The organism is Shewanella sp. 125m-7 (assembly GCF_052977045.1).
Genome location: NZ_JBRILQ010000035.1, coordinates 1 through 21,613, shown reverse-complemented (window position 1 = coordinate 21,613; position 21,613 = coordinate 1). Strand labels below are relative to the sequence as shown.

At 42.7% G+C, this 21,613-nt stretch carries 19 protein-coding genes; 10 read left to right on the top strand and 9 right to left on the bottom strand.

The features are described 5' to 3' along the window. Positions 1-219: 219 nt before the first annotated feature. Positions 220-660 (bottom strand): FMN-binding protein MioC, encoded by a 441-nt coding sequence (mioC, locus tag ACVBIL_RS15275; protein ID WP_447167826.1) that lies wholly within the window; start codon positions 658-660, stop codon positions 220-222. 417 nt (positions 661-1,077) lie between these two features. On the opposite strand from mioC, the gene ACVBIL_RS15270 reads away from it, so the two are divergent. The 3 genes from ACVBIL_RS15270 to ACVBIL_RS15260 all read left to right on the top strand — a co-directional run bounded on the left by ACVBIL_RS15270 (position 1,078) and on the right by ACVBIL_RS15260 (position 3,579). Beyond that, the gene (locus ACVBIL_RS15270) at positions 1,078-2,049 is read left to right on the top strand and encodes a nucleoside hydrolase (RefSeq protein WP_447167825.1); all 972 of its coding nucleotides are present in this window, start codon (positions 1,078-1,080) and stop codon (positions 2,047-2,049) included. 268 nt (positions 2,050-2,317) lie between these two features. Further along, a complete protein-coding gene (locus ACVBIL_RS15265; RefSeq protein ID WP_447167824.1) occupies positions 2,318-3,247 on the top strand; it encodes a YecA family protein in 930 nt (309 codons plus the stop codon). Positions 3,248-3,285: 38 nt separating this feature from the next. Then, positions 3,286-3,579: a SemiSWEET transporter gene (locus tag ACVBIL_RS15260; protein WP_447167823.1), complete on the top strand. Its 294-nt coding sequence runs from the start codon at positions 3,286-3,288 to the stop codon at positions 3,577-3,579. A 125-nt stretch (positions 3,580-3,704) separates the two neighbouring features. Here ACVBIL_RS15260 and ACVBIL_RS15255 read toward each other — a convergent pair whose 3' ends face one another. Continuing rightward, on the bottom strand, positions 3,705-4,349 hold the full coding sequence (locus ACVBIL_RS15255; protein WP_447167822.1) for a LysE family translocator: 645 nt from the start codon (positions 4,347-4,349) through the stop codon (positions 3,705-3,707). A gap of 343 nt (positions 4,350-4,692) precedes the next feature. Here ACVBIL_RS15255 and ACVBIL_RS15250 point away from each other — a divergent pair, with 343 nt between their 5' ends. After that, positions 4,693-5,211, top strand: a complete 519-nt coding sequence (locus ACVBIL_RS15250; protein WP_447167851.1) for a type II secretion system protein — start codon at positions 4,693-4,695, stop codon at positions 5,209-5,211. A gap of 760 nt (positions 5,212-5,971) precedes the next feature. Here ACVBIL_RS15250 and mnmE read toward each other — a convergent pair. The 5 genes from mnmE to rpmH all read right to left on the bottom strand — a co-directional run bounded on the left by mnmE (position 5,972) and on the right by rpmH (position 9,907). Further along, on the bottom strand, positions 5,972-7,333 hold the full coding sequence (mnmE, locus tag ACVBIL_RS15245) for a tRNA uridine-5-carboxymethylaminomethyl(34) synthesis GTPase MnmE (RefSeq protein WP_447167821.1): 1,362 nt from the start codon (positions 7,331-7,333) through the stop codon (positions 5,972-5,974). A 206-nt stretch (positions 7,334-7,539) separates the two neighbouring features. Then, the gene (gene yidC / locus ACVBIL_RS15240; protein ID WP_447167820.1) at positions 7,540-9,174 is read right to left on the bottom strand and encodes a membrane protein insertase YidC; all 1,635 of its coding nucleotides are present in this window, start codon (positions 9,172-9,174) and stop codon (positions 7,540-7,542) included. Positions 9,175-9,177: 3 nt separating this feature from the next. Beyond that, positions 9,178-9,432, bottom strand: coding sequence for a membrane protein insertion efficiency factor YidD (gene yidD / locus ACVBIL_RS15235; protein ID WP_447167819.1), 255 nt, complete (start codon positions 9,430-9,432; stop codon positions 9,178-9,180). Continuing rightward, the gene (rnpA, locus tag ACVBIL_RS15230) at positions 9,399-9,755 is read right to left on the bottom strand and encodes a ribonuclease P protein component (protein WP_249000585.1); all 357 of its coding nucleotides are present in this window, start codon (positions 9,753-9,755) and stop codon (positions 9,399-9,401) included. The genes yidD and rnpA overlap by 34 nt, the downstream gene beginning before the upstream one ends. Positions 9,756-9,769: 14 nt before the next feature. After that, positions 9,770-9,907 carry a 50S ribosomal protein L34 gene (gene rpmH / locus ACVBIL_RS15225; RefSeq protein ID WP_011867659.1) on the bottom strand — a complete coding sequence of 46 codons (138 nt, stop codon included), beginning with the start codon at positions 9,905-9,907 and terminating at the stop codon, positions 9,770-9,772. Positions 9,908-10,350: 443 nt separating this feature from the next. Here rpmH and dnaA point away from each other — a divergent pair, with 443 nt between their 5' ends. From dnaA to ACVBIL_RS15200, 5 genes are all read left to right on the top strand, one after another. Beyond that, entirely contained in the window at positions 10,351-11,736 is a 1,386-nt protein-coding gene (gene dnaA, locus ACVBIL_RS15220) for a chromosomal replication initiator protein DnaA (protein ID WP_447167818.1), read from the top strand. Positions 11,737-11,755: 19 nt separating this feature from the next. Next, complete coding sequence (dnaN, locus tag ACVBIL_RS15215; RefSeq protein WP_447167817.1) at positions 11,756-12,856, top strand: DNA polymerase III subunit beta; 1,101 nt, start codon at positions 11,756-11,758, stop codon at positions 12,854-12,856. A gap of 117 nt (positions 12,857-12,973) precedes the next feature. Beyond that, a complete protein-coding gene (gene recF / locus ACVBIL_RS15210) occupies positions 12,974-14,056 on the top strand; it encodes a DNA replication/repair protein RecF (protein ID WP_447167816.1) in 1,083 nt (360 codons plus the stop codon). Positions 14,057-14,072: 16 nt separating this feature from the next. Next, positions 14,073-16,490 (top strand): DNA topoisomerase (ATP-hydrolyzing) subunit B, encoded by a 2,418-nt coding sequence (gene gyrB, locus ACVBIL_RS15205; RefSeq protein ID WP_447167815.1) that lies wholly within the window; start codon positions 14,073-14,075, stop codon positions 16,488-16,490. 93 nt (positions 16,491-16,583) lie between these two features. Beyond that, entirely contained in the window at positions 16,584-17,624 is a 1,041-nt protein-coding gene (locus tag ACVBIL_RS15200) for an HDOD domain-containing protein (protein ID WP_447167814.1), read from the top strand. A gap of 61 nt (positions 17,625-17,685) precedes the next feature. Here the strand turns inward: ACVBIL_RS15200 and glyS are convergent, their stop codons facing one another. Next, entirely contained in the window at positions 17,686-19,755 is a 2,070-nt protein-coding gene (gene glyS / locus ACVBIL_RS15195) for a glycine--tRNA ligase subunit beta (protein ID WP_447167813.1), read from the bottom strand. A gap of 11 nt (positions 19,756-19,766) precedes the next feature. Then, positions 19,767-20,672, bottom strand: coding sequence for a glycine--tRNA ligase subunit alpha (glyQ, locus tag ACVBIL_RS15190; RefSeq protein ID WP_447167812.1), 906 nt, complete (start codon positions 20,670-20,672; stop codon positions 19,767-19,769). Between the two features lie 117 nt (positions 20,673-20,789). Here glyQ and ACVBIL_RS15185 point away from each other — a divergent pair, with 117 nt between their 5' ends. Next, positions 20,790-21,368, top strand: coding sequence for a DNA-3-methyladenine glycosylase I (locus tag ACVBIL_RS15185; protein WP_447167811.1), 579 nt, complete (start codon positions 20,790-20,792; stop codon positions 21,366-21,368). The last annotated feature ends 245 nt before the right edge of the window (positions 21,369-21,613 follow it).

Genomic DNA, 21,613 nt, shown 5'->3' with positions numbered 1-21,613 from the left:
GATCGCGATCTAACTGGCGTAAGCTTGGGGATAGATCGCCTACTTATCCACAAGGTGGATCATTGAGCAGATCGGGTGTGAATTAATACAGCAGTTGATCAGATCAAAATAATAGCTTATCCACATGTTTATTAAATAAAGACGTTATATGTGGATAAGTTAGATCTAATCTGTGCATTACTGAAAAATTAAACAAGGATGGCAAGCTGAAGTCAGATCTTAAAGTTGATCTTGCCAGCTGCTAAGCCATGATAATGCTGGTTCTTCCGGAATTGGATCGTATTGCACATCGATCTGGATCTTATCCACATAGACTTGTGCACCGCATTGGCTAAGTTGCTCGACCAGTTTTTCTGGGCCCTGGCAAAAAGTGTCGTAGCTAGAATCGCCGATTGCGCATAATGCAAATTTTACGGTGGCGAGATCCGGTTTTGTGGCAAGAATTTCATCAAAAAATGGCACTATATTATCTGGAAGATCACCGGCGCCATGAGTCGAAGAAACGATTAACCAGAGAGAATCTTGGCTCAGATCACTCAAATCTGGGGTTAGATGTACGATCGTTTCATGGCCTAAATCGCTCAATTGGTCGGAGATCTCATCTGCCACATATTCCGCGCTACCTAAGGTTGTGCCCACTAAAATGTCTACTTTTGCCATTACTTGTCCTAATTATTACCATCTAAATTGAGCTTAATCTGTTAATTGCCTTCTATATTAAGGACAAATTATAGGTTATTGCTGCCCACTATTTTCCAGCATCATAATTTAAATTCGCTTTTGAATCTCGTAGCTTGATGTGATTTACACTTAATTTAGCTGCTTAATGGCGGTTTTTTGGGGAGCTTAGCTGAAAAAGTAACACTAGATTGATTATTTAATTAGCGATGAGGAATAGCGTGTTAGCTTACTCGGTATGATATTTATGCTGATTGTTATAATTAATCAATAAATATAGAGGGTTGCTTGGGATAGATTCAAGCTCTCGCGCTTAGATCACGTTTGTAAAAGGCGGATAAAGGTATCTTATTCGGCTACCTACGGCGATAAAAATGTACTGATTAGGATTTGCATAAAATGATAAATAAAATAATTCTCGATACTGATCCCGGGATTGATGATGCAATGGCAATCTTATTTGCTGAAGCTCATCCTGCCATCGAACTTAAAGCTATCACCACGGTTTATGGTAATGCCACTATTGAGAATGGTACTAATAATGCTCTGTTTTTAAAGAAAAAATATGGTTTTAAAGCTGATGTAGTGCAGGGGGCAAGTCAACCGATTATTCGAGATCCTGTTGGGCCTACGGTTATTGTACATGGTGAAACAGGCTTTGGTGACGTGCAAGCTCCTATCGTAACGGATCTGCAGGCTGATCCTCGTCCGGCTTATCAATACATTATCGATGCTGTTAAAGCCGAGCCAGGCGAGATCACGCTAGTTGCAGTTGGGCCGTTAACTAACTTGGCGCTAGCTTTGGATGCGGCACCAGAGATTGCTGCATTAGTTAAAGAAGTTGTGGTGATGGGTGGTGCTTTCGGTGAGAACAATCATCGTGGTAATGTTACTCCTTATGCTGAAGCTAACATTCATGACGATCCACATGCTGCTGACATCGTCTTTACCGCAGCTTGGCCAGTTGTCGTTATTGGTTTAGACGTCACGGAAGAAAGTTTCTTTACTAAAGATTATCTAGACCAATTAAGAGATGACGCAGGCGAAGTCGGTCAGTTTATTTGGGATATTAGCCGTTATTATCTTAAATTTTACTCTGAAAAAGTCGGTTTAGAAGGCTGTCATGTGCACGACCCATCTGCTATTGCTTATGTTATCGAGCCTTCTTTATTCAGCTTAAGAAAAGGACCCATTCGCGTTGTGACTGATGGACCTGCAGAAGGGCTAACCATTCAAAAATTTGATGGCCGCATCTATTCACATGATGATTGGGAATCAAAACCTGCCCAGCAAGTTGGAGTGGCTGTAAATGATGAGGCTTTACTGCAGCTTTATCGTGACACGATTATTGAATATGGTCATAGAAGCTAAACCACTCAGGGACTAGCGCCTGGTTAGTTTCATCGTGTGGCTCATTGCGGATAACTAAAAAAAGCGGGAAATCCCCGCTTTTTTATTACCCATTTTTGCTTATATCTATTGATATTTCATCGCGACATTCAATATTTCGCTCAGTATCGACGACAGTTCGATAGTCACCTTGTATTCAAGATAATCGTTACCACTGTATTGAGTGGGGCTTTAGCTTTCTTTTTGAGTGTTCTAAAATGCTAAATCCCTTTTGAACTTTGAATGTAATATGAAATTAGATGAGATAATAACGACGCTAAGTCGAGGCGACTTAACTGCACTTCCGGTTGACGCTTTACAAGTTGCTAGGCAGCAATGGCCTGACTTACTTCCCGTTATCAATGAGTTAATACAGACGTTTATTGCTAAAGAAACATTGACTGACCCTGAGGCGAATTTGTTGTTCTTCGGTATATGTCTTATTGTCGACCGTAAGCAATTCAGTTGTTTTGATTCACTGATCAATTTAACCAATAAAGATGACTGTAATAGCCCCTTAGAAACCCTGCTAGGGGATTTTATTGGTTCTGATCTTTCTACTGCTTATTATATCTTGGCACAAGGTAAACCTGAGCAGCTTTGCCGTCTGATTAACTCAGAACTGGCCGGTGAAATCGTTAAAATGGCAGCTTTGAGTGCACTATTTTCACAGCTTCATACGGGCCAAATTGATAAAGAGGCACTGAATCAACGCATTCCTGATTTTATCGAAAACCTTGTTGCTAATAATCATTCTATCGCTCTGTTTGAGTTGGTTAATTTATTAATTTCTAACCAGTTTAATCAGTATCATGCGCAAATGGCAGAGTACGTTGAGCGTAAAGTGATAGATGAGGGACCGCTTGAGAATCAATGTATTATCGATTGGAATAATAACAGTATTGGTTACTCTGAATGGGAAAGTGGCCTGATAAGTGGTGAATACGATATTATCGACTCGCTGAGTCAGTGGGCAGGATTCAATAATGAATCAGAGATGAGTGATGAAGCATTGATGGCGGTATTCGATGATCTTATGAGTTCGCCGAATGAATTTGACGAAAGTTATTTTGAGAATCTTGAGCCTCAGCAACCATTCATCAAAGCTACTTTAGCTGGCCGCAATGATCCTTGTCCTTGCGGCAGTGGAAAAAAATATAAAAAGTGTTGTTTGAATTAAATACTGGCGCGATATAACAACAATAAAGAGGTGATAGTATGTCAATCATTGAACGAGTAGGCAAAGCACTAGAGCCTCTAATGTTAGCTATGGGACTGATTAGCCCACTTGCCACTTTACCGCAACTGTACAAGCTTTTTTTCTCTCACAGTGAGCATGCCGCAGGTTTATCACTGATTACTTGGGTGCTTTATGCCTTTATCGCATTGTTGTGGACGACCTATGGTTTATATCATAAAAATGCAACAATTTGGGTGGGTAATAGCCTTGGTTTTATTATGTATATGGGAATGGTGGTTGGGATTATTATCCTAACAGGAGGCACATTTTAATTTTCGCAAAATATGCCGTTTTTTCTTTGCCAAAAAGCTGAAGATAGCTTCAAATGTTGACCGAGTGCATCATGTACATAAGAAGCGGGATATCCCCGCTTTTTTTGATCTCTATTTTGCTTATATCAACTGATATTTTGTACTTGAGAAGCCAGTAGCCAGATAGCCAAAACAAAGAAGATCACCCCCATAAACTTATTTTGATAAGTTCGGAATTTCTCATTCTTGAGCAATGGCTTGCCTACGCTACCAACTAAGGCCACCAGTAGTAGATTAAAGGCCAATCCCATCACGTTAAGCAGTAACCCTAGTGCTAACATTTGTTCGCCTGAACTGGCAGTTAATTGAGTTGAAACGAATTGAGGCAAAAATAAAACGAAAAATATTAATGCTTTAGGGTTGAGTAGATTACTGACGACTGCGCGGCGATATAGCAGTTTAGCAAGATTATTCTGTTGCTCTATTTCAGGTGCCTGTGCAGCAGAGCTACGCATGCAGTCCCAACCCATTTTTAACAAGTAGGCCCCGCCCAATATTCTCAGCACTTCCAGTGCCATCGGGTTCATCGCTATTACCGCCGACACACCCATTGCAGCCAACAAAGTTAAAATGAGTCCTGATGTTGCATTACCAAAGCTCGCATAAACGCCTACTTTTTTACCGTAGCTTAGGCTAGAGCTTGCTATCAATAGCATATCCGGGCCAGGGATAAGAAGTAGGGCGACGACAGTGGTTAAATATAGTGGTAGTAAAGCTAAATCGATCATCATAAATGCGCTGTATAAAAGTAAGCAATCAAAACAAGGCGCGGATTTTACAGTGATCGAATTGGAATGAAAGTGATACAGCACGTAAAAGTACTCACTCGATTGGCAGAGTTTGTTTACGCTTGAACTACAGCGGTATTTTGTATCCTGCCATTGTCAGTTCCTGTTGGTCTAATTATCCCTGTCTACTAATAGCAATCGTACTCATTAATGTGGTTGGCATTCGTCCTATTGATCAAATAGAGTGTGAGCCATAGCCTTGTAAAAGTGAGCAGTATTCATTTCAAATTATTTGTTAATTCAATATAATAGTGTTCTCTTCTTGTTAAATAAAACGATGAATTTCATGCAGAAAAGTGGCTTTACACTAATTGAGTTAGTAGTGGTTATTATTATTCTAGGTTTACTCGCTGTTGTTGCTGCTCCCCGTTTTATTGATCTTCAATCTGATGCTCGAATATCGTCGTTGAAGGGCCTTAGAGCCGAGATGCATGGTGCTATGAGTGTGCTTTATCCAAAATCTGTGTTGCAGGGCTTACAGAATAAGCCTGGTGAAGATAAGGATGATACAACCGATGATGAAAATGTCATCATCATCGATGGCCAAAAAATACATTTAGCCTACGGTTACCCCGCTGCTGACTCCAAGAAAGCCTGGAGCATATTAATTATGGCGACCTTCACTGATTCTGTTTTTAACGATGACGAACCAGGTGATTGGTATTTTCATAATAATGGTAAAAATTACATTCGCTTTATGACGCAATCAAAAAAGTATAGTGGTGATAATTGTTTCCTAAAATACACAGAGGCCACAAGTCCCACAACGCCACCCGCCTTTGAAATTGTGGATTTTGGTTGTTAATCAAAAGCTTACTGTTTTTATTGGTTGGTAGCTCATATTAATAAGCAAGTTATTAACTTATATAAGGTTTCACGTGGAACTAATGTACTAGAAGGTTTGTTGAACGCTAGAATTGAAAACCCTTATCTACGCAGCTTTCTGTCACTAACTGGAAAATAGAGCTTTACTGTAATCTATTGGATCTCTTGTTGTTTTAAGGGGGGATTCACTAAGCTGAGTTATCTGAATGATGCTATCACTGCGATTTATTTTCATAAGCCGATACTAGCCTTTTAGTATGAGTATCCAGAGCGCTGTTAAATTTGTTATCAATGTTAGATCCCAAACGATAAAGTAAGATAAGTCTATCTTACCAATTGGTTGTGACCCGCAAATTTATGTGTGCTTGCTTGGAAAATAGAGATCGAATTTAGGCTGGGATCATTTGCTTATATTCTGAGTATAACTTATCTGTAAAGATCCAAATGTACAAAATTATTTATAGTTCCAGTATGAATAAATTCCATCATAAAAGCATTATAAACAAAGGCTTACGCTTGTAGTTGTCAGCGGTATGAGATCTGTCCACAGATCTGTTTTGCTTGTTGATATCTCTGTTGATACTTATTTATCATTTGGTGATCTCGATCATTGCTTTTCAGCTTTAGATCATTCTGGATCGAAGCTGTAACATGATAGTAATTTTGATCGACAAAAAGCCACAGCAGGTAACTCTGCTGTGGCTTTCTATTTAGTTGAATCGTTCTTAATTTTAGCGGTTTTACTTGCCAATACAGAAGGAACTAAAGATTTTTCCAAGTAGATCATCAGAAGTGAATTTACCTGTGATCTCTGATAGTGCCATCTGACACATACGCAGCTCTTCTGCGAGCAACTCGCCTGCTTGATACACTTCTAATTGCTCTTTACCCAGTAACAGATGGCTGCTAGCTAAGTCGAGCGCTTCTAAATGACGGCGACGGGCAATAAAGCCACCCTCAAGATTACTCTGGTAGCCCATTAATGATTTAAGGTGTTGCTTTAATTCTTCAACGCCTAAGCCCGTTTTAGCTGAGATCCGGAAAACGCTGTGGCCAGTTTCTTGGGTTATAGTAAGATCTTCACCGGTAATATCGGCTTTATTACGTACCACTGTTACCCCTAAGTTGTTGGGGAGACGATCGATAAAATCAGGCCAAATGTCATGTGGGTCAACCGCCGTCGTGGTAGTGCCATCGACCATAAACAGTACGCGATCGGCTGTTTTTATCTCATCCCAAGCGCGTTCAATACCAATTTTTTCAACGGTATCGACGGTATCACGCAAACCTGCTGTGTCGATTATGTGCAGTGGCATACCATCTAAATGAATATGTTCACGTAGTACATCACGTGTGGTGCCAGCAATTTCAGTCACAATAGCAGACTCTTTACCTGCTAGGGCATTCAATAAGCTTGATTTGCCAGCATTAGGACGACCTGCAATCACTACTTTCATCCCTTCACGGATAATAGAGCCTTGCTTAGCGCTTGCTTGCACGCCATCTAGTCTGCCAATAATCCCGTTGAGTGAGGCTGCAATTTTACCATCTGATAAAAAATCGACCTCTTCATCAGGAAAATCAATTGCTGCCTCGACGTATAAGCGCAGATTTGTGACCTGTTCTACCAGTTCATGTACCTGAGTAGAGAATTCGCCCTGAAGTGAATTTAACGCGCTTTTAGCGGCTTGCTCACTGGTGGCATCAATTAAGTCGGCAATCGCTTCGGCTTGAGTTAGGTCAAGCTTGTCATTCATAAAGGCTTGTTCGCTGAATTCGCCTGGTTTTGCTATTCGCAGTCCATCGACTTCCATCACGCGCTTAATCAACATATCGAGAACGATTTGGCCACCATGGCCTTGCAGCTCTAATACGTCTTCACCAGTAAAGGAGTTTGGACCTTTAAAGAATAGCGCGATGCCTTGGTCGATGACTTCACCTGAGTCATCTTTAAAATCACAGTAATCGGCATAACGCGTTTTAGGTATATGTCCTAACACCGCCATGGCGACATTCGTTGCTAAGTCGCCAGATACGCGAATAATACCTACGCCACCACGTCCTGGAGCGGTCGCTTGCGCCACGATAGTATCTGTTGTCATTACTGTGTTTCCTAATCTGATTATCAGTGATTTATTTATAGTCATCTCGGTATGCATCTCATCCCATATTCGTGGCAGATTTTGCTGCGTAAGGATGTGGGGTTTGACTTGACGAGGTTGCTAATAAAAAAATTGTGTCTACATAGAGAGCAAAAAAGCGGTCAATACTCAGTATTAGACCGCTTTTTGTTAGTCGGAGCTAAAGGTTATTTTAACCCTTTTTTCTCCAGACCAGCATAGATAATTTTCTGCTGGGTAATCGCTACTAAGTTACCTACCAACCAGTATAGAACCAGACCTGCTGGGAACCATAGGAAGAATACGGTAAAGATTACTGGCATCCACTGCATCATCTTAACTTGCATAGGGTCCATCGTCGGTGCCATTGGCTGCATCTTCTGCATAATGAACATCGAGATACCCATAAGGATTGGGAGTACGTAGTATGGATCTTGTACTGACAAGTCAGTAATCCAAAGCATGAATGGCGCATGACGCAATTCAACACTTTCTAGCAGGACCCAGTATAGTGCGATGAAGATAGGCATCTGTAGCAAGATTGGAAGACAGCCACCCATAGGGTTCACTTTCTCTTTCTTGTACAGTTCCATCATAGCTTGACCCATCTTCTGACGGTCATCACCAAAGCGCTCTTTTAGTTCAGCAAGCTTAGGCTGCAGATTACGCATTTTCGCCATAGAGGTGTATTGCGCTTTCGTTAGCGGATATAACATACCACGAACAGTTAGCGTGATTAGGATAATAGCAAAGCCCCAGTTACCAACGATTGACTGGAAGAACATCAATAGTTTGTAGATAGGTACGGCTAACCACCATAGGAAACCATAATCTACTACTAGATTCAGCGATGGAGAAAGTGCTGATAGGGCTTCTTGATCTTTAGGACCAACATAGAACTCAGACTTAATGCTTTGCTCTGTGCCTGGCGCGATATCATGTAGCTCACCACGGAAGCCGATATTAGCAAGACCATTCTTCACACTAGAGAAGATAATGTTCTTTTCAGTTGCAGGTGGTACCCATGCCGATACGAAGTAATGCTGTAGCATAGCAACCCAGCCACCCAGTGTTGAGTCATCTAGGTTTTTGTCAGCCATATCGTCAAAGCTGTACTTTTCGTAGCGAGTATCAGCAGTTGAGAATGCCGCACCACGGTAAGTAGGCATCATCATACTGCTTTCGCTCTCCTTGATGCTGTGCTTAATTTGTCCATACATTTGAACTTGAAGCGAAGCATCAGAAGTGTTGTTGATTTGGTAATCAACTGCGATGTTGTACTTGCCACGAGTGAAAACAAATACTTTAGTGTAAGTTACGCCTTTATCACTAACATAAGTTAGTGGCACATTTAGTGTATCTTGGCCATCAGCCAATTTGTACTCACGTGAAGCGCTGTCAAAATGAGCTCGACCTTTTACACTGCTGTCGATACCGTCACGACCAATAAGGCCACTTTGTGCGATGTAATAGATATCGTTAGTTTGCTCTAGAAGAACGAATGGCTCATCTCCATTTTCCTCAAGATTATGAGCAAGTAGTGCTGAGTAAACGATATCACCGCCAACGGGATCAATTTTGATAGCTAGTTGGTCAGTAATAACTGTGATGAGTTCTTTAGATGCTGTCACAGCTTCAGGTACTGCCGAATCGGCATCAGGTACGTCTGAACTATGAGCGTCAGCAACTGTTGAAGCTGGAATAGAAGATTGTGTTTGAGCTGCAGCCACCGGTAGAGGCGCTTGATCTGCTTGCCACTGTTGCCACAGTAGGAAGCTGACAAACAGCAAACCGATCAGCAATATATTGCGTTGAGATTCCATAACCTATTTATCGCACCTATGTTTTTTGTTAGGGACGGGGTCTTCTCCGCCCGGATGTAAAGGGTGACATCTTAATATGCGTTTTATTGCGAGCCAACACCCTTTCAGCACCCCATGCAAACGAATTGCTTCGATTGCATAGTATGAGCACGTTGGATTGAACCTACAACGAGGCCCCATTACGGGGCTAATAAGTAGTTGGTAACCACGAATAATCGTAGTTGCTAGCCATTGTAACGGCGAGATAGTTTTCGCCATAGCTTTTCTACTAAGTTTTTGAGTTCTGCGTTTTCCATATCAAGCACGCCATTTCTGACAAGCACAACGATATCCACAGCTGGTAGATCATGCTGGTGTAAACGGAAATTATCTCTAATGACACGTTTAATGCGGTTACGTTGGTTTGCTTTTTTGACATAACGCTTGGCAACAGTTAGTCCTAAACGTGGGTGTTGTTCAGAATTAGGAATTGCAAGTAAGGTTATTTCAGCGGAGGACGCTTTGATAGGTTTGGTAAAAACAGATTTAAATTGCGCGGGAGTTAACAAACGTAACTCCCGCGTAAAGGTATAGCTAGTCACTTGCATCTCTACGGTTACGCAGAAAGACGAGCGCGACCTTTAGCACGGCGACGTGCGATGACCTTACGGCCACCTACAGTAGCCATACGAGCGCGGAAGCCGTGAGAACGCTTGCGCTTCAGGTTGCTAGGTTGAAAAGTACGTTTACTCATTATGGCAATCCGTCTTTGTTAGGTTAATAAACCTTAAACTCCAAAAAAGAGCTAAGGGCAAAAAAGAGGCCGAATTGTAATCACTTTAGTTATGCACGTCAACCATGAATAAGTTTAAGTGGTTAAATATTGCCATCTATTAATATTATTCGTCAGTTTAAAGCCACTAGAATATGTGGATAACTCTGTGAGTTACCACTACATCTAGTGGTTTAGGCGATCTAAATACTGATCGAATGTTTTATATTATAGATCGATTTGGATCGCTTTATAAAGCTGGATTTGCTGCTTGGCTAATCTTTTTTGATCGCAACAGATCTTTTAAGATCGAGATCTGAATGATTAGACAATCTATCTGGGGATAAATATATTTAAAGGATAGCGATCCGCGTGGTCTCACTATAGAATAGGCCTCTTTAGTATGATCTTTTGGGGATAAGTACGTGGCGGTTTCACTTTGGCAACAATGTATCGCAAGGCTGCAAGATGAGCTATCTGCTCAGCAATTCAGTATGTGGATAAGACCGTTACAAGCAGAAATGGAAGGCGACACGCTCGTCATCTATGCGCCTAATCGTTTTGTGTTAGATTGGGTTCGGGATAAATACCTAAATATCATCAACCAATTTTTTACTGAACAAATGGGTAGCGATGCGCCAAATTTGCGTTTCGATATCGGTAGCCGCCCGTCGGCTAGACCCGTTGTTCAAGCCACTGCAGCAATAAGAACGACTAGACCTGTTAGTAGGGACGTCGTAAAACCCTTTTTTAATACACCTCATGCCGATCCGATTGCTAATGCTAATCATCGTAGCAATATTAATCCAACTTATCAGTTTGATAACTTCGTCGAAGGTAAATCAAACCAGTTAGGTAAAGCGGCTGCTATGCAGGTGGCAGAAAATCCTGGTGGTGCCTATAACCCCTTGTTCCTTTATGGCGGCACCGGTTTAGGTAAAACTCACTTATTGCACGCTGTTGGTAATGGCATAATTAAAAACAACCCGAATGCCAAAGTGGTTTATATGCACTCAGAAAGATTTGTGCAGGATATGGTTAAAGCGTTACAAAATAACGCAATAGAAGAATTTAAGCGTTACTACCGTAGCGTTGATGCATTATTTATTGATGACATTCAATTTTTTGCTAATAAAGACCGATCTCAGGAAGAATTTTTCCATACCTTTAATGCCTTATTAGAGGGTAATCATCAGATCATTTTGACGTCAGATAAATACCCGAAAGAGATCGACGGTGTTGAAGATCGTCTAAAGTCTCGTTTTGGTTGGGGCCTAACGGTTGCTATTGAACCGCCAGAGTTAGAAACCCGAGTGGCGATCTTGATGCGTAAAGCACAAGAGAGTGGCATTAACTTACCAGATGAGGTGGCTTTCTTTATTGCGAAGCGTTTACGTTCAAACGTACGTGAGCTTGAAGGCGCACTAAACCGTGTTATTGCTAACGCGAACTTTACTGGTCGCCCGATTACTATCGACTTTGTGCGTGAAGCACTGCGTGATTTGCTGGCTTTACAAGAGAAGTTAGTCACCATTGATAATATTCAGAAGACAGTAGCGGAATACTACAAGATTAAGATGGCGGACATGTTATCTAAGCGTCGTTCGCGCAGTGTGGCACGACCAAGACAGGTGGCCATGGCTTTATCTAAAGAGTTAACTAACCAAAGCTTACCTGAGATTGGTGATGCATTTGGTGGTCGTGATCATACAACGGTATTACATGCTTGTCGTAAAATTGCACAATTGCGTGAAGAAAGTCATGACATCAAAGAAGATTATGCTAACTTGATAAGAACCTTATCTTCTTAATATCTGGGATATTGAATCAATGAAATTTTCAATTGATAGGGATGCTCTATTAAAACCGTTACAACTCGTCAGCGGGGCGGTAGAAAGACGTCACAACTTGCCTATTTTGGCCAACTTACTCGTTGAAGTAAGTAATCACACTCTTAAGATGACGGGTACTGATTTAGAAGTAGAGTTGGTTGGTGAGGTTGCGCTAGAAGGTGAAGTTACTGAAGGTCGTACCACGGTTCCTGCTAAGAAGTTTCTAGACATCGTTAAGTCATTACCGGATCAAGTTGAGATTAAGATAGAGCAGCAAGCAAATCGTTTATTATTACGTTCTGGCCGTAGTCGCTTCACTTTGGCGACCTTGCCTGCTGAAGAATATCCAAATGTTGATGCTTTTGAGGCCGAGATTGAGTTTACGCTAAAGCAGGGCACAATGAAGTCGTTGATCGACGCGACGCAGTTCTCTATGGCCAACCAAGACGTGCGTTATTATCTCAATGGTTTACTGCTTGAAACCGAAGGTAACGTATTACGCGCTATTGCTACAGACGGTCATCGTTTGGCGCTAAGCCATCGTACCATTGAAGCCTCTCTACCTGAGAAGCAGGTGATTGTGCCGCGCAAAGGCGTATTAGAACTGATGCGCTCGTTTGAAGCTGATGATCTCGATGTCACCATTGCTATTGGTGACAATGCGATTAGGGCGACAACGGCAACAGCGGTATTTACCAGTAAGTTAGTGGATGGACGCTTTCCTGATTATCGTCGTGTATTGCCGAAAGGTGGTGACAAAATCGTTATTGCTAGCCGTCTGCAGCTAAAACAAGCGCTATTGCGTGCTTCTATTCTGTCGAATGAGAAGTTCCGCGGTGTGCGTGTACAGCTTGAGAATAACCTTATTAAGATCACTGCGAATAATCCGGAACAGGAAGAGGCGGAAGAGATCTTAGATGTTGAATATGAGAATACACCATTAGAGATAGGTTTTAACGTCAGTTACTTACTCGATGTATTAAATAATCTGCCTTCTGATGATGTGCGTATCACCTTGATCGATGGCAACTCAAGTGCGCTTATCGACAATCACATAGAGCAAGACTCTATGTATGTTGTTATGCCAATGAGATTGTAGTCTACAACTCTCTCTTCTATCTCCATCTACGGCTAACCAGATAAAAGCTAACGCGTTTTTATCTGGTTAACCTCATAATGAGTCATAGAACCTCCTTCGCTGCTATAAAGGTCATTAATGAGTCTTAGCCGTCTTCATATTGAAGCTTTTCGAAATATAACCTCTGCACAGTTGCAGCCGGGTGACGGACTTAACTTAATTTATGGTCAGAATGGTAGCGGTAAAACCAGTATTCTTGAGGCGATTTACTTCCTTGGGATGGGCCGTTCCTTTCGCAGTCATCTTTCGCAGCGTGTGATTAAAAATGATGACGACGCTTTGACGCTATTTGCCAGTATGAATAATGGCGACGAGCAGAGTAAGATCGGATTGCGTCGCTTTAGAAGCGGCGATATTGAAGTTAAAATTAATGGTGATAAAGTAAAGCGTTTATCAACGTTGGCTGAAACCTTACCCATTCAGGTTATTACTCCAGAGAGCTTTTCATTGCTTTTTGAGGGACCTAAATCCAGACGTCAGTTTATTGATTGGGGCGCGTTTCATTCTGACCCCCGTTTTTATGCTGCATGGATCAATGTACGTCGAATTTTAAAGCAGCGAAATCAGTTACTCAGGGACGGTGCTGCTTATAGTTCTATCCAATTTTGGGATAAAGAATTTATTCGTTATGCTGAACTGGTCACCGACATAAGAAAGCAATATGTAGACTCGTTAAATGAGCTACTTAAGGGTATAATCGGAGAGTTTTTACCTCAGGTTGATGTTAAGGTTTCTTTTACCCGAGGATGGGATGCAAAAACCGAGTATGTACAGCTACTCGAGACGCAATATCCCAGAGATTTAGCCACAGGCTATACCGTCAGTGGACCTCATAAAGCGGATTTACGTTTGCGGGTAGGAACCCTACCGGCACAAGATGCTTTATCTCGTGGTCAGCTGAAATTGTTAGTCTGTGCATTACGCATTGCACAGGGAAAGTTGCTAAAACAACAAATAGATAAAAAAAGTATTTATCTGGTGGACGATCTTCCATCGGAATTGGATGCACAGCATAGAAAACTATTGTTACAGCAGTTAGTGGATACCGGGGCACAAGTTTTTGTCACGGCTATTGAGCCTGCAGCAATAGTGGATTCGTTAATCACGCCGCCAAGTAAGATGTTCCATGTGGAACACGGTCGTGTAACGGTAATTGAATAACCGACGAGAGAATAATATGTCAGAGAATAGTTATGATTCTTCGAGTATTAAGGTTCTAAAGGGCCTTGATGCGGTACGTAAGAGACCAGGTATGTACATCGGCGATACCGATGATGGCACGGGTCTACATCACATGGTATTCGAAGTAGTCGATAACTCTATCGATGAAGCGTTAGCGGGCCACTGTAACGACGTCATTATTACGATTCATGCCGATGGTTCGGTATCGGTTCGAGATGACGGCCGTGGTATTCCGGTATCTATTCACGAAGAGGAAGGTATCTCTGCAGCTGAAGTTATTATGACTGTACTTCACGCTGGTGGTAAATTCGATGATAACTCTTATAAAGTATCAGGCGGTTTGCACGGTGTGGGTGTCTCAGTTGTAAACGCACTATCTTCTAAGTTACAGATGACTATTCGTCGTGAAGGTAAGGTATATGAGCAGTTTTACACCCATGGTGTACCAGATGCTCCTATTGCGCCTATTGGTGAAGCGACTAAGACTGGTACTGAAATCCGTTTCTGGCCAAGTACAGAAACCTTTACCGATGTCCTGTTCCATTTTGATATTTTAGCCAAGCGTGTTCGTGAATTGTCATTCTTGAACTCAGGTGTTGGTATTCGTCTTGTTGACGAGCGTGATAACCGTGATGAGTTCTTCAAGTACGAAGGCGGTATCAGCGCGTTTGTTGACTATCTAAACGTTAACAAGACACCGGTAAACAAAGAAGTATTCCACTTCTGCCAAGAGCGTGAAGACGGTATTACCGTTGAAGTGGCTATGCAGTGGAACGATGGTTTCCAAGAGAATATCTTCTGTTTTACCAACAACATTCCACAACGCGATGGTGGTACTCACTTAGCGGGCTTCCGTGGTGCGTTAACACGTAACTTGAATAACTACATGGAACGTGAAGGGTATAACAAGAAAGGTAAGACTGCAGCGACGGGTGACGATGCTCGTGAAGGTTTAACTGCAGTTATTTCTGTTAAAGTGCCGGATCCAAAGTTCAGTTCACAAACTAAAGACAAACTGGTTTCTAGTGAAGTGAAAACGGCAGTTGAGCAGACAATGGGTGAACAATTGGGTGATTACCTAATCGAGCATCCAAACGAAGCTAAGATGATTGTTGGTAAGATTATCGATGCTGCTCGTGCTCGTGAAGCGGCGCGTAAAGCGCGTGAAATGACTCGTCGTAAAGGCGCATTAGATTTAGGTGGTTTGCCAGGTAAGCTAGCTGACTGCCAAGAGAAAGACCCCGGTCTTTCTGAAATTTACATAGTGGAAGGTGACTCTGCTGGCGGATCAGCCAAGCAGGGGCGTAACCGTAAGAACCAAGCGATTCTGCCACTAAAGGGTAAGATCCTAAACGTAGAAAAAGCCCGTTTCGATAAAATGTTATCTTCTCAGGAAGTTGCTACGCTAATTACTGCACTAGGTTGTGGTATTGGTCGTGACGAATATGATCCAGATAAGACGCGTTACCACAACATTGTAATCATGACCGATGCTGACGTCGACGGCTCGCACATTCGTACGCTGTTGTTGACCTTCTTCTTCCGTCAAATGCCTGAACTTATTGAACGTGGTTATATTTATATTGCACAGCCACCTTTGTACAAAGTTAAGAAAGGTAAGCAAGAGCAGTATTTAAAAGATGATCCGGCACTAACAGAGTACCTAACGACTCAAGCGCTTGATAATGCAAACATCTATCCTTCGCAGGGGGCACCAGGCATGTCTGGCCAGCCGTTAGAGCGTTTAGTTAATCAGTATCGTGAAGTTGAGTCTATCATTGCGCGTCTAGAGCAACGTTACCCAGCTAATATTACCGATCTAATGCTATATCACCCAGCAATCACTAATGAGATGTTGAGCGATGAAGCACAGGTGAAGGCTTGGGTTGATGTATTTATTGCTGACCTCATTGAAAAAGAGTCTGGCGGTATTTTATATAGTGCTGAGCCGGTACTCGATCCTGAGCGTCAGGTTTATCTACCAAAGATTACTATCCGTAAGCATGGTATCGATACACACTATATGTTCTCGTATGACTTCTTCCAGTCTACAGATTACCAGCGCATCGTTAAGATGGGCTCTGAAATCAACGGTATGGTTGAAGCAAGCGGTTATGTACAACGTGGTGAGCGTACTAAGGATGTAACAAGCTTTGTTGAAGCTCTTGATTGGTTGATGAGCGAATCTAAGCGCGGCCTATACATACAGCGTTATAAGGGATTGGGTGAGATGAACCCTGAGCAGTTGTGGGAAACTACAATGGATCCTGAGTCTCGTCGTATGTTGCAAGTAACTATTGAAGATGCGATTGGTGCTGACCAACTGTTTACTTGTTTGATGGGTGATCACGTTGAGCCTCGTCGTGAGTTTATTGAAGCTAACGCGCTTAATGTGGCTAACCTCGACGTTTAAGTTTATTTTTATAAGTACACTTAGAGATTGAGTGAAATCGGTGCTATATGCACCGATTTTTTTGTTTAAAATACAGTACCCGGTCATAATAAATTGTTTAGTAAAGCCATAAAAAAACTGTTTAATATCAGAGAACAGCTAGTTATTGAGAAGCCAAAGAGCTTTAGTGGATCAATGGATCATTTTCAGTCCAAGCAAAGTGAATCTGCGCCAAAAATTCCCCAACAGATCGTCGATACTCCGGTGGCGATTGATCTTTCGGCGTTGTTTTATAGCTTGTTATTTCCAAGCTCTCAAATGATCGGCACTGCAAATGAGCTTGAGAAAAGCGTATTTAGGCGTGTAGAAGCTGCAATCGCCTCTCCTAAGGCCATTGCTGAACGGGTATTAAAGTTACCGACTCAAATCGCTGCATTAGATCAGCAGCTCGCAGATGAAAACAGCGACACTAAAGCTTTGTTAGCCTTAATCGAAAAAGATCCGGTATTAAGTGTAGAGGTGCTTAATCTTTGTAATTCACCGCTATTTAGGCGCGGTGATAAAGAGGTGACTAGCTTACAGCAGGCCTTAGTTCAGCTTGGCCGTGAACAGATGCGTCGCTTTGTGACTACAGCCATGATGCGTAAAGTCGTAGAGGTTAAACCTATCTATTTTCGTCGTTTTGGCAGTCAAATTTGGCGCCACTCGATGCAGGTTGCCTACCTTTCAAGTGAGCTTACCGATGACGATCCTGACAGTGCATTTTTATTAGGTTTACTGCACGACGTAGGCAAAATTGCGATTTTTAAATTGTTACTAGAAGCATTTAAGCAAGCAGAACCCGGTGAGCAGCCTTGTTCGAGCTTATTTCGACAGGTGATGACGACAAAATCTTTGAGTTTAAGCGCGCTACTGGCTCGCTATTGGGAATTACCATCCTTATTTGAGTCAGAGCTCGGCCGTTTAGCTGTCGCCGATTTTAAGCCTGCTGGTGGACTCGCAGAAGTCGTCTGGCGCGCAAATCTTATCAGTGAATGTTCTATGTTATTTGAAGCGGGTAAGTTACCACCAGAACAATTGAATCGGCTGTTATTTGAAGCCGCTATAGACCGTGAGACATTTGAACTACTGCATCTGAAACTCGTGCAGTTTTAGCTAAAAGATAATATAAAAAACGCGCCAATAGGCGCGTTTTTTATTACTCATTACTCAGCGATTACTGAAGTAATGAAATATCAGCAGCATGTAAGAACTGTTCGCGTAGGCTAGAAAGTAGCGCTAGGCGGTTGTTCTTAAGGGCTTCATCGTCAGCCATTACCATCACATCTTCGAAGAATGTATCAACACTCTCACGCAGGCTCGCAAGCAGTGCTAGCGCTTCTTGATAGTTAGCCGCCGCAAAAAGCGGTGCTAGCTGTGGCTGAAGCTCAGCAAGTTTAGCTGCAAGCGCCTTTTCAGCATCTTCGACAAGTAGTTTTTCATCGATAGCTGCTGGTAGCTCGCCTTCAACTTTAGCCAAGATGTTTGATACACGCTTGTTAGCAGCGGCTAGTGCAGATGCTTGCTCTAGTGTTCTGAAGTGAGCAACGGCTTTAATGCGGCTTTCAAAATCAGCAGGAGCTGTAGGGCGACGAGCCAATACGGCTAGGATCACGTCTACACTCACACCTTGATCTTGGTACCAAGCACGGAAACGCGCCATAAAGAACTCAAGTACTTGTTCTGCCACGTCTGGGTTAGTCAGAGATTCACCGTGTAGCTCTTGTGCTTTAGCAATCAGGTCTACAAGATCTAGCGGTAAGTTGTTCTCTAAACAGATACGTAGCACACCAATTGCTGCGCGGCGAAGTGCAAACGGGTCCGCAGCACCTTTTGGTGCTTGGCCGATACCAAAGATACCCACGAGGGTGTCGAGCTTTTCTGCTAGTGCCACACAAATTGAGATAGGGGCCGTTGGAACGGTATCGCCAGAGAACTTAGGCTTATACTGCTCAGATAGTGCAACGGCTACGGCTTCAGTTTCACCGTTAAGGCGTGCGTAATGCATACCCATAGTGCCTTGAAGGTCAGTAAATTCCATTACCATGTTAGTCATCAAATCTGACTTTGATAATAGACCTGCACGGGCCGCTTCTTCGCTATTAGCATCAATGCTGGTGGCTATGTAACCGGCCATCGCAGAGATACGCTCAACGCGTTGCTTAATGGTGCCAAGTTGCTTTTGGAATACAACGGTCTCTAAGCTGGCAAGGCGTGCTTCAAGAGATTCCTTTTTATCGGTTTCAAAGAAGAACTCAGCATCAGCAAGACGTGGACGAACCACTTTTTCGTTACCTGAAATAATTTGCTGTGGATCTTTAGATTCGATGTTAGTCACGAAAATAAAGTTAGGCAGTAACTGGCCAGCATTATCAAATACAGGGAAGTATTTTTGGTCGCCTTTCATGGTGTAAACCAAAGCTTCAGCAGGTACGTCTAAGAATTTTTCTTCGAAGCTTGCTGTTAAAACGACTGGCCATTCAACGAGAGAAGTCACTTCTTCAAGCAGGTCATCTTCAAGATCGGCTACGCCACCAATTTTAGCTGCTGCAGCTTCTGCGCCCGCTTTAATAATCGTTTTACGTGCTTCGTAATCGGCTAATACTTTACCTTTCTCTTTAAGAGCAACAAGGTAGTTGTCAGCATGATCTAACTCGAAGCTAGACTCACCCATAAAGCGGTGACCACGAATAACGCGATCGGACTTGATGCCTAGTAGCTCACCGTCAACCACTTCGCTACCCAGTAGCATAGTGACCGTGTGAACAGGACGGATAAATTGCGTGGTGTTACTACCCCAGCGCATAGGCTTAGGGATAGGTAATTTATCTAAAGAGCGCTGCGCCATGTCGGCGATAAGGCTTTTAGTTTCAACACCAACAACACGTGCTTGATGTAGTAACCATTCGCCTTTATCTGTCTTTAAACGCTCGGCTTGTTCAACAGTAATACCGTTACCACGAGCCCAGCCCATAGCCGCTTTCGTTGGGTTACCGTCAGCATCAAATGCTTGCGCTACAGCAGGTCCACGCTTCTCAACCACCTTGTCTGCTTGTGCTAGTGCTAGTTGGTTGATGTTAATCGCTAAACGACGTGGCGCTGCGTACCATACCGCAGACTCAAAGCTTAATTCTGCCTTGGTTAGCTCTTCGGTAAAATTAGCCAAGAAAGACTCAGCTAACTTACGTAGTGATTTTGGTGGTAACTCTTCAGTGCCTACTTCAATGAGTAAGTTTTCAAAATTCATTAGTTATTCCTCTACTTACACATTGGGAAGCCAAGCGCTTCACGGGCCTGATAGTAAGACTCAGCTACGCCTTTAGCCATGGTACGAACGCGTAATATATAACGCTGGCGCTCAGTAACAGAGATAGCGTGGCGAGCATCAAGCAGGTTAAATGCATGAGAGGCTTTCATTACTTGCTCATAAGCAGGTAGTGGAAGTGGCTTTTCTAGCGTCAATAAACGCTCACAAGCTTGCTCACAGTCGTCGAACATCTTGAACAGTACTTCAACATTGGCATGTTCGAAGTTATAAGTTGATTGCTCAACCTCGTTCTGATGGAAAATATCGCCGTACATGATTTTGCCCATTGGGCCGTCGGTCCAAACAAGATCGTAAACGCTGTCTACTTCTTGAATATACATAGCAAGACGTTCAAGACCGTAAGTGATTTCGCCGGTTACAGGCTTACACTCTAGACCACCCACTTGCTGGAAGTAAGTGAACTGAGAGACTTCCATACCGTTAAGCCAAATTTCCCAGCCTAAACCCCAAGCACCTAGTGTTGGTGATTCCCAGTTGTCTTCTACGAAGCGAACGTCATGCACATTCATATCTACACCGACGGCTGCTAATGAGCCTAGGTAGAGTTCTTGAATGTTGCTTGGCGATGGCTTGAGTACTACTTGAAATTGGTAGTAGTGCTGAAGACGGTTAGGGTTTTCACCGTAACGGCCGTCAGTTGGGCGACGACATGGCTGAACATAGGCACTGCTCATTGGCTCTGGGCCTAATGAACGTAAGAATGTCATAGGGTGGAATGTACCCGCACCTACTTCCATATCCAATGGTTGTACGATTGCGCAACCTTGCTGCGCCCAGTATTCCTGCAGGGTCATAATGAAGCCCTGGAATGTTTTTACGTCGTGTTTCGTCGTCATATCCGCTTGTCTACTGCCTGGAAGCTTTAATAGAAAATGGGATCAATTATACCTTGTAGAATAACGCTTATGTAGGTTATTTTTTACCTGATAGCTTAAAAAATTAGGAATACAGCAATGGAAGTGACAAGTTGTGCTTGGGTAGGCAAAGATCCTATCTATCAAGAGTATCATGACAAGGTGTGGGGAAGGCCGGTTTATGACAGCTTAGAGTTATTTGAAAAGCTTTGTTTAGATGGGCAGCAGGCCGGGTTATCTTGGATTACTATTCTTAAAAAACAGCAAAATTATGAGGCGGCATTTGCCCATTTTGATCCTAAAACTATTGCGACCTTTGATGCAGCCAAAGTTGAGGAGTTAATGCTTAATCCGGGCATTGTGCGCAATCGATTAAAGATAAACTCGATCATCAGAAACGCAAAAGCTTATCTTGCATATGTAGAGCAGGGGAATGATTTCTCAGTATTTTTATGGGGCTTTGTTGGCGATATTCCTAAGGTAAATCATTTTGGTTCTTCAGCGGAGTTACCCGCACAAACCCCTGAGTCAGAAGCCATGTCTAAGGCATTAAAAAAGATGGGATTCAACTTTGTCGGCCCGACAATTTGCTACGCCTTTATGCAAGCGGTTGGCATGGTCAATGACCACACTACAGACTGTTTTTGTTATAGCGAAGAAGGTGCTAGGAAGAGCTAAGAAAGGTACTAGGGGCTAGGAAGGATAAAAGCTGGGCCGAATGCTTCGCTGGCGGATAACGGAACGTTCGCAAGCTCACTCACGGAAAAGACGAAAAGATTAGAGCATATAAAATCCAAAACATAACAATAAAAATTAGAAATAAAGGCTAGGGGGGTTAGGTTGATGCTAGAACCTAGAACCTAGAACCTAGAACCTAGAACCTAGAACCTAGAACCTAGAACCTAGAACCTAGAACCTAGAAC

Coding starts and splice junctions, on each gene's coding strand:
- mioC (WP_447167826.1), bottom strand. CDS start 660: ATGGCAAAAGTAGACATTTTAGTGGGCACAACCTTAGGTAGCGCGGAA.
- ACVBIL_RS15270 (WP_447167825.1), top strand. CDS start 1,078: ATGATAAATAAAATAATTCTCGATACTGATCCCGGGATTGATGATGCA.
- ACVBIL_RS15265 (WP_447167824.1), top strand. CDS start 2,318: ATGAAATTAGATGAGATAATAACGACGCTAAGTCGAGGCGACTTAACT.
- ACVBIL_RS15260 (WP_447167823.1), top strand. CDS start 3,286: ATGTCAATCATTGAACGAGTAGGCAAAGCACTAGAGCCTCTAATGTTA.
- ACVBIL_RS15255 (WP_447167822.1), bottom strand. CDS start 4,349: ATGATGATCGATTTAGCTTTACTACCACTATATTTAACCACTGTCGTC.
- ACVBIL_RS15250 (WP_447167851.1), top strand. CDS start 4,693: ATGCAGAAAAGTGGCTTTACACTAATTGAGTTAGTAGTGGTTATTATT.
- mnmE (WP_447167821.1), bottom strand. CDS start 7,333: ATGACAACAGATACTATCGTGGCGCAAGCGACCGCTCCAGGACGTGGT.
- yidC (WP_447167820.1), bottom strand. CDS start 9,174: ATGGAATCTCAACGCAATATATTGCTGATCGGTTTGCTGTTTGTCAGC.
- yidD (WP_447167819.1), bottom strand. CDS start 9,432: ATGGCGAAAACTATCTCGCCGTTACAATGGCTAGCAACTACGATTATT.
- rpmH (WP_011867659.1), bottom strand. CDS start 9,907: ATGAGTAAACGTACTTTTCAACCTAGCAACCTGAAGCGCAAGCGTTCT.
- dnaN (WP_447167817.1), top strand. CDS start 11,756: ATGAAATTTTCAATTGATAGGGATGCTCTATTAAAACCGTTACAACTC.
- recF (WP_447167816.1), top strand. CDS start 12,974: ATGAGTCTTAGCCGTCTTCATATTGAAGCTTTTCGAAATATAACCTCT.
- gyrB (WP_447167815.1), top strand. CDS start 14,073: ATGTCAGAGAATAGTTATGATTCTTCGAGTATTAAGGTTCTAAAGGGC.
- glyS (WP_447167813.1), bottom strand. CDS start 19,755: ATGAATTTTGAAAACTTACTCATTGAAGTAGGCACTGAAGAGTTACCA.
- glyQ (WP_447167812.1), bottom strand. CDS start 20,672: ATGACGACGAAACACGACGTAAAAACATTCCAGGGCTTCATTATGACC.
- ACVBIL_RS15185 (WP_447167811.1), top strand. CDS start 20,790: ATGGAAGTGACAAGTTGTGCTTGGGTAGGCAAAGATCCTATCTATCAA.